This window comes from Nonomuraea sp. NEAU-A123, assembly GCF_018603905.1.
Taxonomy (GTDB): domain Bacteria; phylum Actinomycetota; class Actinomycetes; order Streptosporangiales; family Streptosporangiaceae; genus Nonomuraea.
On the sequence record NZ_JAHFZZ010000036.1, the window covers coordinates 19,303 to 31,671 of the forward strand.

Consider the following 12,369-nt stretch of genomic DNA (forward strand, 5'->3'; position numbering starts at 1 on the left):
CCATCGCTCATTCTTGTATACGCTGTAAACGTGACTGTTTACGGTGTAGACATAGGGGAAGAGACGGTCCGCCGCCCCCGGTGGCGGCGGATCGTGCTGGTGGTGGTCGTCGTCCTGGCCGTGGTCCTGGTGGGCGGGACGCTCGGCGGCGGCTGGTACGGCAGCGGCATCATGCTCGACCCCGTTCACCCGACCGGCGGCGAGCACGCCGAACGCGTCCTCGGCGTACGGATGACCGGCGGCGGGAAGGTCGTCGTCCTCGCCTCGTCCGCCGCCACCGCCCGCCCCGGCGCGTGGGGGCTGGTCTGGGACGGAGGCGCGGCCATGCTCGGTGACATCGTCGGCCAGGCGCCGGGGCGCGTGGAGCGCGAACTGCTCAGCGGCACCGCCCCGCCGACCGGCCAGCCGGTGAGCGTGACGTCGACCTACCAGGGCGACCCGAAGACCTCGCTCGGCCTCGACTTCACCGAGATCGCCGTGCCCACCGAACTCGGCGACGCCCCCGCCTGGTACATCCCCGCCGCCGACCCAGCCGCCACGACCTGGGCCATCATGGTGCACGGCAGCAACGGCCGGCGCCAGGCGACCCTGCACGCCATCCCCGCGATGCACCGCTTCGGGCTGCCCGTGCTCGACATCACCTACCGCAACGACCTCGGGGCCCCGGCTTCTCCCGACGGGTTCATCCACCTTGGCGCGTCCGAGTGGCGCGACGTGGAGTCCGCGGTCCGCGCCGCGCAGGGCAGGGGCGCCCGTCGGGTGGTGCTGTTCGGGGAGTCCATGGGTGGGGCTGTCGTCGGCCAGTTCCTCACCCACTCGCGGCTGGCCGATGTCGTCGCCGCCGTCGTCCTGGAGAACCCGCTGCTCAGCGCGCCCCTGACGAGTGACTTCCAGGTCGGCCTGATGCGCATGCCGACGATGATGGCCCGGGCCGGCGACCTGATCGCCGGGTGGCGGGCCGGGATCGACGTCAGCCGGATCGACCTGCTCGGTCATCCGCCGAGGGTGAAGCCGCCGGCGCTGGTGCTCCAGGGTGACGCCGATGTCGAGGTCCCCGTCCAGGCGTCACGGGACTTCGCCGCGGCGGGGGCTCGGCTGGGGTGGGCCATCCAGTACGTGGAGTTCCCGGGCGCCGGGCACACGCAGGAGTGGAACACCGACCGTGCCCGCTATGAGAGCTCGCTGTCCGGCTTCCTCGCTCGCGCACTGGGGCCTGGTCAGCACGTCGAGCCGACCACCTCGTAGGAGTTCTGTCCTGTTTGTCGCAGCGTAGTGGTCACGAACGTGTTCCACAGGCCCATTGCCTGGTGGGAGCCGTTGGCGTAGGCGTAGCCGCCGGATTGGTAGGCGCGGCCCGCCTGGGTGTGCGCGTAGTTGGTGGCGGTGAAGCAGGGCTGCGGTGACGGGGTGGGGGTCGGGGTCGGCGGCGATCCGGTGTCGAGGCCGAAGAAGCGGCTGTCGTAGTACGCCGAACAGATGGTGTCGAGGAAGTAGGCGCCCGCCGTGCCGCACTGCTCGGCGGCGCCGCCCGGATCGACCGGGGTGCCGTGACCCATCCCGGCGATCCGGTAGAAGCGCACCTCACCGCCGCCGTAGGTCTCCATCGTGGTCCCGCCTGGCAGGCTCGTCGTCGAGGCGGGGGCCTGCGACAGGCCGAGTACGTCGGTGAACTGGTCTCTGAGCTCGACGCCGTTGGCCTTGTTGACCACGTAGTCGGCCTGGCCGTGCCAGATGCTCACCCTCGGCCGCGGCCCGGTGTATCCGGGGTAGGCGCCGCGTACCAGGGCTCCCCAGTCCTGCGGGGTCTTGGTGACCGGGCCGTTCATGCAGGTGCTCGTCGAGGCGGGCGGGGAGCAGCGGTACGGCAGACCGGCGACGATGGAGGCCGCGTCGAACAGCTCCGGATACGTCGCCACCATGACCGCGGTCATCGCGCCGCCCGCGGACAGGCCGGTGATGGAGATCCGGCCGGGGTCGAGCTGGTAGGTGCTCGTCGCGTACGTCACCATCTGGGCGATGGACAGCGCCTCGCCCTGGCCGCGCCCGATGTCGCCTTCTTGGAACCACTGGAAACAGTTCGACGGTGGCGTGGTGGCTTCGGGGAAGATCAGCGCGAAGCCGTACAGGTCGGCGAACCTCCGCCAGCCCGAGTTGGTGTAGTAGACGTCGGCGCTCTGCGTGCAACCGTGCAGCGCGACGACGGCGGGGGAGCCCGGGGGCAGGCCGTCGGGGCGGTAGACCCACATGTTCAGGGGACCCGGGTTCGAGCCGAACCCCGTGACCTTCGTCAAGGAGGCCGCCCGGGACGGGCGGGCGACGGCGAGTACGGCGAGGACGAGGATGAGCGCCGTCATGGCTCTGACGACGGCCCGGCTGGGGAGCGGAAACATCGGCGACTCCGGAGTTCACACGCCTGGCGATTGCCCGCGACGGTACGTTCCGGGCGAACGGCCTGATATGTGGCACGCACCAGATTTCCCAGAGCCATACATGTGCGTCCGGCCCATGCCACTCCAGCCGTGCGGCCCGTCCCTCCCGTTCGGGCTGCTCGGGCTGTCCGGCCGTGTGGTCCGAGCCTGTCGGCCGGCCCGGCTATTCGGTCGCGTGGCCCGTGCGCGAGCTTGCCGGGCGGCCCGCCCCTGCCCTTCGGCCGTACAGCCGGAGCATGCCACTCCGCCGCCTCACATCGAGGTCGGTGGTTGGTCGTTCAGCGGGATCTCGTCAGCGAGGGTGAGGCACGTCGAAATGGATGCCTTCGAGGAGGTCGGCGGCGGGCCGGTCCAGGACGTGCGCGCCGGTGGCCGGGCCGGTCTGGCCGGCCCGGACCCTCGCCAGCAGCGCCTCCCAGCGGCGATGGTGCTGCGCGAACGTCCGCGTCGCCACGACCCGCCCTCTGGCCTGCTGACCGGCCAGCGCGTCCTCGGGAGGAGCGTCCAGCAACAGCAGGTGGAACGGAACCGCCGACCGTCGTGCCAGCCAGGCGAACCCGTGCAGCACGGCCGACCCGCAGCCGCGATTGTGCGCGATCACCGCGGACCCGCCCCGCAGCGCCCGGCCGATGCGCCACACGTGCGTCGTGAACACCACCGCCGTACGCACCGGCTTGGGCGCCCAGCCCAGGCTCGTGCTCCACCGCAGCCGAGACTGCGACGAGTCGATCACCACGACCGAGCCCGCCACGACGGGGCGGCTCTCCGTGCCGTCCAGGGCGTACAGGCGGCGCAGCAGTGTGGTCTTGCCCGCACCGGGCAGGCCGGTAAGGATCACCAGGGATCCGGCCGGATAGCGCAACGTTCCAGCGGCCTCCGGAGCCGCCGGCGCCGAGATTGCCAAGATCCTCACCCTCACCCCGATAGGACGGACACGCGCGTCGGTCACATTTTGCTGCATGTCAGGCGATAAGAGTGCAGCATTGGCGACCCTGCTCCGCTTCTGCCCACCTGATGACGTTGACCGGAGACCGTTCTCGGCGATCGGCCGGGCTCGGTGTCGGGCTGTGTGTCGGGCTCTCCGGACGGGCGACCGCTAGTATGGTGGGAAAGCGCTTTCAAGGAGGCGTCCCATGATCCGCCAAGGCTCACACTGATGGCCCCCGTAACGCTGTACCACACCGATCGCGGCGAGGGCGAGACCCTGCTGCTCGTGCACGGCTGGGGCGGTCACGCCCGTACGTGGGATCCCATCGCCGACGCGCTCCAGCCCGGTCACCGCGTGATCGCCGCCGACCTGCGCGGGCACGGGAAGTCGCCCGTGCCCCTGGACGGCTACCGCCCCACTGACCTGGCGGGCGACCTCGTCGCCCTGCTCGATCGCCTCGGCGCCGGGCCGGTCGTGGCGGTGGGGCACTCGATGGGCGCCCAGGTCGTCACCGCCATGGCCGTGGAGCACCCCGAACACGTCTCGGCGCTGGTGGTCGTCGATCCCGCCTACGGGGCCGACGCCGCCGAGGAGCGACTGTTCGCCAGACGGCTGGCCGCCCTGCGGGCCAACGGCGCGCGGGCGGCCGTCCGCCAGCTCGGCTCCATGCCCGCCGCGGTACGCGACCAACTGCTCGCCACGCCCGGCCACGTGCTGGCCGCGTGCTACGAGGGCATGTACCTGGGCCCGGACGCGTTCGGCGCCCGCCCCGCGACGCACCGGTACCTGGCCAGGCGCACCCGCCCGGTGCTCTGCGTCCGCTCACTGAGCGAGCCGGCCGCCTGGGAGTCCTCGATCCCCGCACCTTCCGGGTCGCAGATGGTCACCTGGGACGGCACCGGTCATTTCCTACATCTGGAACGACCCCAGGCGTTCGTGGGCCTCCTCGGCCGCTGGCTGCCCACCCTCCACCCCCACGCCCGCATCCGCGCCTAACCTGCCATCGCGGAACAGCCCACCAAGCAGCAAGGCTGGAAGGCGCCTTCTCGCTGTCGTGCCCCGGATGGGCGGCTACACCGAGTACGGCACCTTGCCGATCATCTCGCTGACCCTTGTCTTGGACGGCCGGGACGTGGTGGTGGCCGCCGGACTACCTGACGGCGCTCGGCCTTCTCGACCGCCACGCTCGCATCTCGGCGGGCTCAGCGGGGTGGTTCCCGGCCGTTCGGGATCCTGGTCCTAGCCGACGAGCCGTTTGCGCCAGTCCAGCGGCGTGATCGTGATGGTCTGCAGGGGGTCGCCGTTCCACTCCACCGACAGTCCGGCCTCCTCGAGCGCTGACGCAACCGCTTGGCCGATGGACGTCGCCGTCGCGGGCGAACCGTGGAACGCGCCGTACAGAAGCGACAGCCCGTGCCCGCGGGCGGCCGCGTCTGTGCACTGGGAGTGGAAGTACACGAAGCCCCAGGCGTCCGGAGCGCTTGTCCCGCCGATCTCCGCGTCACCGCACGAACGGCAACAGGTGAAGTTCTCCCGGGCCGTGATGCCTGCCTGCTCCAGTGCCGTGAAGGCCCGGATGAGCCGCTCCGGGTCCGTCTGGCCTTCCCAGGCGGTTTGTTCCGCGACGCGCTCCAGCCACATCCGGTTGACCAACTGCCACGACTGCCCGGGTGAGACCGGCCGGTGGTCGCCGGAGACGAGATGGTCCTGCGCGATCTCGGCCAGTTGCGCTCTTGTGGCATAGCCGCCGACCAGCACCTCGCGCAGGCGCGTTTCGAGCCGGTCACGCTCGTCCTCGTCGAGGTCGAGCGGGGGAACGGAACCTGTGGCGGGGCCCAGGTCCAGCGGCGCCCAGTCCAGTCCGATCTTCCAGTCAGGTTCCTGACGCGCCCAGCCGGTCATCGCCGCGATCACGGATTCCGGTCCGCCGACCGTCACCTGAAAGTGTCGGTCGGGGCCGCCGTCCCGGTGCTCCAGCGTGTAGTCGCCGCCTGCTTCATGCCACACCTGGATGTGAACATCGGGCAGGTCGGGGACCCGCTGGACGACCAGGAACCTGTCGTTGTCCCCGCCGATCCGGCGGACCAGGCCGGCAAGCTCCTGGGCGGTGACCCGGATGCGCCGCTGCCCGGTCTCTGCCTCCACCGCGATCTCCAGCATGCCGCCCATCCTGGCATGGGCCACTGACGACGCGTCGGCGTCCGGCCGGACCGGACGGCCCAACGTCGATGCCTCGCGAGATCGATCCCGTCGGGCATCGACGCCCACGGGTACTGCGAGCATCCGCACGGTGCCCCCGTTTGGCAACCAGCCCGTCCAGCGCGGGCACCGCTACCGAGAGGGAGCTAACAAATCGTATCCATGAAGTTACTGTAGGTGCGGGTAGGTGGCGGAGCGTGAGTAGTCCCGATCCAAAGGGAGCCCGATGACCATGCCAGAGAATCTCCTGACGTACCCTCCCGCTCCGGTCGAGCGGACGATCAACGGAGCCGGGTCGATCGAGGCCGCAGGCGTCGGCCATTCCGTACGGACGGCTCGGCGGGTGCTCCGGCATGCCGTGGCCGCAGTCGCTGGGGCGGGACTGCTGGCACTCGCCAGCCCCGCTGCGGCAGCCGATGGGAATGCCGTTGAGGTAGCGGTCAACGGAGGCCATCCCCTTTTCGGGAAAATCACCATCAAGCTTCCCGACATCGCCGTCAGCGCCGCCGGCATTCTCGACGTCATGGCCCCCGGCAGCCTCCAACAGAAGATCTTCTGACCTTCACCATCGCATCGGGTGCAGGCCGGAGCTCGGCGACCTGGCCATGAGTGCCCGCCAGACATGGTGTCTGGCGGGCGTAGGGCTTACCTCGGGGGAGGTCGGCCCAGGGTCGAAGCGTTCTCATGTTGTGAGACTGAGTAGCTAAAGACCTTCGGTGGGGGTTGCGATAACGGGTCGATGGCCAGGTTGCGCAGGCCAGCCATCATCCGAGGCGCGGCGCGGGATTTGGAGGCGTCCTCACGGGAGGTGACGTCGCAAATGCGGCAAGGCCTCGATGCGCCAGTGGCCGCGGATCAGCGCGGCGATCCAGGCGTGGATGATGAGTCCCGGTGGGAGGCTGGTGATGACGTAGATCGTCACGGTGGTGGTCGTGCCGGTCTTGCGGTCAGTGCGGCGTCATTGCCCGGCCGGTGCCCATGGTAGCTTCGGTGCCCGTTCCTCCTTAATGCCGGTAGTTCTCGACCATTTGGCGAACGCTACGTCGCAGCTGTGCTTCTATTGCGCTAAACGTCCGCCACTCATCTGAGAGCGCTGCTATGGCATGGGGAACTGTGAAGTCGTACGACGCCGTGAGAGATCGCGTTGTTATCGCGTTAGACGACGGAAAAGAAGTGCAGGTCAGTCTGTGGATGATTCTCACCCACGGTCCGCTAGAGCCAGGCCAGCGGGTCGAGTTCGATCGCAGCGGAAGACGCAGAGGACCGCGTTCATCATCCCATCCATCGCGCGTTCCTCCCGCTAGCAATACTTATGTGACCCGCGGAGGCAAGCGTGACAGACAGGACTCCAGTGCGCCCGCGCAAGTAACGGGGATTGTGTCAGTCTCCATCTTCCTCGAAGACGAAGTCGATGCGCCGAACATCGATAGAGCCGTGCGGGAAGTACTGGATGAGGCGGGCTATGAGATCGTCAACGAACTACCCCCCGAACTTGGTTCTTGGTTCAAAAGCCTGTTCGCTCGGGCTCGCCAAGAGGTTTCAGGCGCCGGACTCGACGAAGTAGCCAAGAAGGCTCTACGAGCAGTAGAACTGGAGCAACTGCAGCGGCGCCAGGCCTACGTCAACGAGACGAATCTGAACGCGGTCGCGAACCTTATCGATAAGTTGGAGAAGACTCCTGCGGCGGTCATCTTAATCGGATCCATCCTATTGGTGAAGACGTCTTCCAACACTCTGGTCCGAGAGCTCACGGTGGAGGAACTTCGTCATCTTGAGGAGCATCCCGAACTACTCACGGATGCCATGGGTGCTTTCAAAGCTTTCGGCGTCAACGGGTGCCCTTCGACAGCGGAGGAGTCGGGCATGGGGCAGATCGAGTTGTAGCGCATGCGCCGGCATACGCGGGTTGAGTGAGTGAGCCCACCCCAGCTCGCCGCGCTGATCCGCGGCCACTGGAGCATCGAGGCCCTGCACCACATCCGCGACGTCACCTACCGGGAAGACGCCTGCCGAGCCCGGATCGGAGCAGTTCCCCGCGTCCTGGCCAGCCTGCGCAACCTGGCCATCGGCCTGGCACGCCTGCTCGGCTGGACCAACATCGCCTCCGCCACCGACCACTACCGCAGCCACCCAGCCGACGGCCTTCAGCTACTCGGTGTCCCTTCCGGATGAAGTTGGCGGCTGGGACAGGTTTCGATCTGCGGCACGACACCTCGGTTCGAACGGTTTCGAGCCGTGTTGTTCAGGTCTTCCTGTCGGCGAGAGAGCTTAACGTCCGGGGTAGGGCGGCGGCGCTGGGGCGGGCCGCCGATCGGTGACCCGCCCGCGTCGCGCCGCCGCCGGTCACGGTGTGGCCGTGCCCCCGTCCACGCCGATCGCCGGGAGCGGCCGTGCCGCCCTGGTCGCCGCGCCCGCGTCTGGCCCGCACGCCGCCTCCAGCAGGTGGTTCCCGATCGCGAAGTCGATGGCGTGCGTGACAGGACTACCGTTCTCGTCGAGCTGCTGGTAGTTCCTCAGGTTGGTGCCGAAGGCGAACTGGCGGCCGCCGCCGGTGTTGGAGAACGCGAAGGTCTGCATGCCGGGGACGCTCCCGTCGTGCCCCCAGAACCTGCCGCACGGCAGGTCGAGGGGGTAGATCCCGAGACCGTAGTCGATCACGGCGCCCGAGAACGACCGGATGGGCACGGTCTTCTGCATCTCGGCGAGCAGAGTCGCGTCGAGCAGCTCACCGCGCAGCAGCAGCCGGAAGAAGCGGTTGAGGTCCTCCATCGTCGAGGCGACCGCACCCGACGTCCAGGCCCAGGACATGTTGTAGACGCTGTAGTCCTTGGGCGGGTCGAAGTAGCCGAACAGCGCCTCGTACGCCTTGGAGCTCGGCCCAGGCAGGTACGGCGTGCGTGGGAACGACGTGTGCCGCAGCCCAGCCTTGCGGAAGACGTGGTCGGTGATGTACCGCTCGGCGCTCGTGCCCGTCACCTTCTCCAGCAGCAGGCCGGCGATGACGAAGTTCGTGTTCGAGTACGATCCGGGTGTCACCCCCGGCTGCCCGGTCGCGGGGGCGCCGAGCCCCGCCCGCGCCAGCTCCTCCGGCGGGAAGGCGCGGAAGCGGTTGGCGTCCAGGCTCTCGATCGTCGGGAAGATCACCTCGGTGTGGTTGGCGATGTGGCTGGTGTGGTTGAGCAGCATGCGTACGGTGATCTGCTGCCCGCGCTCACCCGGGATCAGATCCGGCAGGTAGCGGCCGATGGGGGCGTCGAGCTCGATCGTGCCCTTGCCGACCTGCTGTAGCACGGCCACGGCGACGAACGACTTGGTGATGCTCCCGGCCCGGTGCACCATCTCGGGCCGCATCGGGCGGCGGGTCTCGATGTCGGCGACGCCTGCGGCGCCCTTCCAGCTCCGCCGGCCGTCCATGACGTTCGCATAGGTGCCGTACATGCCGGCCTCGTGCATGGCGTCCAGCGTCTGCCGCAGCCGCTGCCGGTCGAGGCCGCCGTCCTCAGCGGCGGCCGCGGGTGCCGCCGCGAGCAGCGCGGCGGCCAGGGTCGCGGCTCCCAGCCGCGAGGCGAGCGTGCTGTATCGACGAATGGTCATGGCGCTCAGCATGAGCCTTCCGCTCGGCGGAGGTTAGTGCGCTGTGTCACGGGTCCCGCATGACAGAAGTCAGCTCTCACACCAAGTCGGCCGGGCGCTGGGCCGGCGCCTCCTGGGCCTGATCGGGAAGAAGGGTTGATGGACCCGGCCTCGGGAATCAGGCGGGTGGGTCGCTCTCGGTCTTCTGGCCGCAGCAGGAGATCTTGCCGCTCGTGCGGAGCTCGCCCAAGGCGGGCCGGACCGCGTGGGGGGCAGGTGCGAGCACTTGGCGAAGGTGGCGATGGTGACGATTAGCGGCCCGGCCGGCACGCGTGCGGCGCCGGTCCAGATCTTGTGGGCGATGTAGTCGGTGACGTCGGCTGACGGTTCGGCGGGGCCGGTGACCTCCAGGTCCTGCAGTATGGCGGCGGTTTCGGCCAGGGGCCTCGCGCAGCCGGCCAGCGCGCAAAGCCGTTATGGCTGAGCATTTTGCCTTACCAAGATCGGAGCCGAAGGCGGAATCCGACGACTCAACCTGAACACCGACACCAACACGCGAACACCGACAGCTTCAACTGCAACCGACACTCGGTCTCACGACATGAGAACGCTTCAGCCCTGGAGGTCGGCCAGGCGCAAGACGGCGGGTGATTCTGTTTTGCGCCCAGTCCGCCGCGCCGTGCGCGGGACTGTTTTGTGTCACACGTCTCGCCGACGCCATCCATTATCTCGGTACGCCGCGAAAGGCGCCTCCCACGCCAGGCAGCCGCAGAAGGCACCTTTTCGCGCTATCTCACATTCGTCCGGCGATCAAGCTCGCTGCCAGCCCTCAGGAAGGCCCGGAAGAGTCGCTCGCTGTTGGCCGGGCGCCGCGTCGTAGTAAAGGAAGAGCGCCCAGTCCCGCCCGTTGGTCGCGCAGGCCGAATGGTCCCAGGTCCACCAGCCTTGACTGGCGCCCCATCTACGCTGAGCCTCGCAGGTTCCCTCATCTGGGTAGAAATTGAAGATGTACCAGACTCCTGGTGTCGCGTTCGAGCTCACGGCGGACGGAACGCTGTCCGCCCATGTGGGCGCGGCCAGGGTCAGGCCGCCGGCTGCCAGAGCGGCCATGATGGTGAGCGTCGTCGCGGCTTTCTTGATTTTCTGCATAGTTCTCTCCTGGATTGTCGCGGCGGACGTCAGGGGGCGGGGTCGTAGATGACCCAGAGGGCCCACCGGCCGTCGAGCGGTCGGCAGGTGAATCCGATCGCGCCGTTCCCGTGCACGTAGTCCCGGCCGACTTCGGCGCAGCTTTGCGCGCTGGAATACCATCCGCCCCATTCTTGATGGCTGGCCACCTGCGCGGGACCCGCCGACTGGCGGCTCGCCGAGCTGCTCTGCGTCGCGAATGCGGGGACCACGGGAGTCAACGCCAGGGTTAGGCCGACTGCACCGGTGACTACTCGTCTTGCCATGCGATCAAGCATGTTTTCTCCCTTTTTTCGGTCGCTGGAACAGCGAATCCTCAGCTGGGGACAGAGACGCTCAGGCGTTCTCCTACCGGCATGGGATTCGTTCCCGGTGCGACGACCAGGGACATTCCCTGGCATTGCGCTCCTTGGTAGACGGTGGCGAAGACGTTCGTACGATTGGTGACCGTGGTGAAGGCCGACGTGGTGCTGTGGCAGCCGGCCGTTGGATTGTTGAACACTATTCTTGGGCCGGACGGACTGGAGGAAAGAATCAGCGTTCCCGTGGCGGCGTCGGCGGGTGTAGTGGAGAGCGCCATGCCTGCAGCCAGTGCTGTCATCGCGAGTAGCCGTACCGTCGTTCTCAATGCGGGCCGTCCTTTCGTCGCGGATCTCTCTAGGATTTCTTATGTGGCGGCCATTTCGAGGCCGCTTGTCGAAATCATGGTCGCCGTTCTGGCTGTCGTTGTGCTGACGTGTCACTGACATGGGCCTGGCGCAGACTGGCTATGCGGTGAAATGGTGTTTTAAGCCGGAAAATGCAGCACATTTGACGCGTAATCCGGTCAGTGCGTGGACATGGAGGGTTGCCGTGATTGCGAGGTCGTGTCGGCAAGGGAGAAGCGGGGTGCGGACCGCCTGCCACGGTCCGAGCGCCGGCGCGCGACCTCGTCGATCATGGCCCGGCCCAGCCGCGTGCGGCTTAACTGACCTGGGAGGATGCGATGAACGGCGACACCGTGCTGGTGACCGGGGGGTCGGGCTTCCTGGCGGGCTTCTGCGTCGCTCAGTTGCTCCAGGAGGGCTACCGCGTGCGGACCACCGTGCGTTCCGCCGCCAGGGAGCAGGAGGTCCGCGAGGCCATGAAGGTCGCCGGGGTGGTGGCGGGAGACTCGTTGTCGTTCGTGGTCGCGGATCTGACGTCGGACACGCGCTGGGCGGAGGCCGTCGAAGGCTGCGCCTATGTGCTGCACGTCGCCTCGCCGTTGCCCTCCACCGCCCCGAAGGACGAGAACGAGGTGCTCGTTCCCGCCATTGAGGGGACGCTGCGGGTGCTGCGTGCGGCGAGGGACGCCGGAGTGCGGCGGGTCGTGGTCACCTCCTCCTTCGTCACGATCGGCTACGGACACCCCGCCACCGACCGCGCGTTCACCGAAGAGGACTGGACCGACATCAACGGCCCGGGCGTCACCCCGTACGTCAAGTCCAAGGTGCTGGCCGAACGGGCCGCCTGGGACTTCATGGACCGGGAGGGCGGCGCGCTGGAGCTGGCCGTGGTCAACCCGGTCGGCATCTTCGGGCCCGTACTCGGCCCGCACCTGGCCAGCTCCGTCCGCCTGATCAAGAGCCTGATGGACGGGCGGCTGCCGGGAGCGCCGGACCTGTCCTTCGGGGTGGTCGACGTCCGTGACGCCGCCGACCTGCACCTGCGGGCGATGACCGATCCCGGCGCCGCCGGTCAGCGGTTCATCGCCACCGCCGGGGACACCGTCTTCCTCCACCAGGTCTGCCTGACCCTGCGGCAGCGGCTCGGCGCGGGCGCCCGCAAGGTCCCGGCCCGCAGGCTGCCGAGCTGGTTACTCCGCTTCGTCGCCCGCTTCGTCGCCCGCTTCGTGCCCGCGCTGCGCGGGATCGCCGGCGACCTCGGCCTCGTCCGGCACGTCGACAACACCAAGGCCCGGACCGTCCTGGACTGGCGGCCGCGCTCCAGCGAGGACAGCGTCACCGCGACCGCTCAAAGCCTTCTCGACCTCGGCCTGGTCAAGGAGGCCAAGCGTTCCTGACGCCTGGC

Annotated in this window: 14 protein-coding genes; 7 read left to right on the plus strand and 7 right to left on the minus strand. The window is 68.4% G+C overall.

The annotated features are described in order from the left end of the window. Positions 1–30 precede the first annotated feature (30 nt). Positions 31–1,245: a S9 family peptidase gene (locus KLK06_RS62840; RefSeq protein WP_214643827.1), complete on the plus strand. Its 1,215-nt coding sequence runs from the start codon at positions 31–33 to the stop codon at positions 1,243–1,245. Here the strand turns inward: KLK06_RS62840 and KLK06_RS54750 are convergent. Next, positions 1,218–2,390, minus strand: coding sequence for a PHB depolymerase family esterase (locus KLK06_RS54750; RefSeq protein WP_214643828.1), 1,173 nt, complete (start codon positions 2,388–2,390; stop codon positions 1,218–1,220). The genes KLK06_RS62840 and KLK06_RS54750 overlap by 28 nt on opposite strands. A 331-nt stretch (positions 2,391–2,721) precedes the next feature. After that, a complete protein-coding gene (locus tag KLK06_RS54755; RefSeq protein ID WP_250907523.1) occupies positions 2,722–3,333 on the minus strand; it encodes an AAA family ATPase in 612 nt (203 codons plus the stop codon). 252 nt (positions 3,334–3,585) lie between these two features. Between KLK06_RS54755 and KLK06_RS54760 the strand changes: the two genes are divergently transcribed. Further along, positions 3,586–4,353, plus strand: coding sequence for an alpha/beta fold hydrolase (locus tag KLK06_RS54760; protein WP_214643830.1), 768 nt, complete (start codon positions 3,586–3,588; stop codon positions 4,351–4,353). A 243-nt stretch (positions 4,354–4,596) separates the two neighbouring features. Here the strand turns inward: KLK06_RS54760 and KLK06_RS54765 are convergent, their stop codons facing one another. After that, on the minus strand, positions 4,597–5,517 hold the full coding sequence (locus tag KLK06_RS54765) for a hypothetical protein (protein WP_214643831.1): 921 nt from the start codon (positions 5,515–5,517) through the stop codon (positions 4,597–4,599). Between the two features lie 265 nt (positions 5,518–5,782). Between KLK06_RS54765 and KLK06_RS54770 the strand changes: the two genes are divergently transcribed. Further along, a complete protein-coding gene (locus KLK06_RS54770; protein ID WP_214643832.1) occupies positions 5,783–6,115 on the plus strand; it encodes a hypothetical protein in 333 nt (110 codons plus the stop codon). A 240-nt stretch (positions 6,116–6,355) separates the two neighbouring features. Here the strand turns inward: KLK06_RS54770 and KLK06_RS62115 are convergent, their stop codons facing one another. Beyond that, positions 6,356–6,478, minus strand: coding sequence for a hypothetical protein (locus tag KLK06_RS62115; RefSeq protein ID WP_284735412.1), 123 nt, complete (start codon positions 6,476–6,478; stop codon positions 6,356–6,358). 392 nt (positions 6,479–6,870) lie between these two features. Here KLK06_RS62115 and KLK06_RS54775 point away from each other — a divergent pair, with 392 nt between their 5' ends. Together KLK06_RS54775 and KLK06_RS54780 are read left to right on the plus strand one after the other, a co-directional pair. Further along, entirely contained in the window at positions 6,871–7,440 is a 570-nt protein-coding gene (locus KLK06_RS54775) for a hypothetical protein (protein ID WP_214643833.1), read from the plus strand. Positions 7,441–7,470: 30 nt separating this feature from the next. Beyond that, complete coding sequence (locus KLK06_RS54780) at positions 7,471–7,728, plus strand: hypothetical protein (protein ID WP_214643834.1); 258 nt, start codon at positions 7,471–7,473, stop codon at positions 7,726–7,728. A gap of 171 nt (positions 7,729–7,899) precedes the next feature. Here KLK06_RS54780 and KLK06_RS54785 read toward each other — a convergent pair whose 3' ends face one another. The 3 genes from KLK06_RS54785 to KLK06_RS54795 all read right to left on the minus strand — a co-directional run bounded on the left by KLK06_RS54785 (position 7,900) and on the right by KLK06_RS54795 (position 10,583). Then, complete coding sequence (locus KLK06_RS54785) at positions 7,900–9,150, minus strand: serine hydrolase (RefSeq protein WP_250907524.1); 1,251 nt, start codon at positions 9,148–9,150, stop codon at positions 7,900–7,902. A gap of 789 nt (positions 9,151–9,939) precedes the next feature. Then, positions 9,940–10,278: a hypothetical protein gene (locus KLK06_RS54790; RefSeq protein WP_214643835.1), complete on the minus strand. Its 339-nt coding sequence runs from the start codon at positions 10,276–10,278 to the stop codon at positions 9,940–9,942. 29 nt (positions 10,279–10,307) lie between these two features. Further along, a complete protein-coding gene (locus KLK06_RS54795) occupies positions 10,308–10,583 on the minus strand; it encodes a hypothetical protein (RefSeq protein WP_214643836.1) in 276 nt (91 codons plus the stop codon). Between the two features lie 183 nt (positions 10,584–10,766). Between KLK06_RS54795 and KLK06_RS61105 the strand changes: the two genes are divergently transcribed. Continuing rightward, positions 10,767–11,063, plus strand: a complete 297-nt coding sequence (locus tag KLK06_RS61105) for a hypothetical protein (RefSeq protein WP_250907525.1) — start codon at positions 10,767–10,769, stop codon at positions 11,061–11,063. Between the two features lie 239 nt (positions 11,064–11,302). Next, a complete protein-coding gene (locus KLK06_RS54805) occupies positions 11,303–12,361 on the plus strand; it encodes an aldehyde reductase (protein ID WP_214643838.1) in 1,059 nt (352 codons plus the stop codon). The last annotated feature ends 8 nt before the right edge of the window (positions 12,362–12,369 follow it).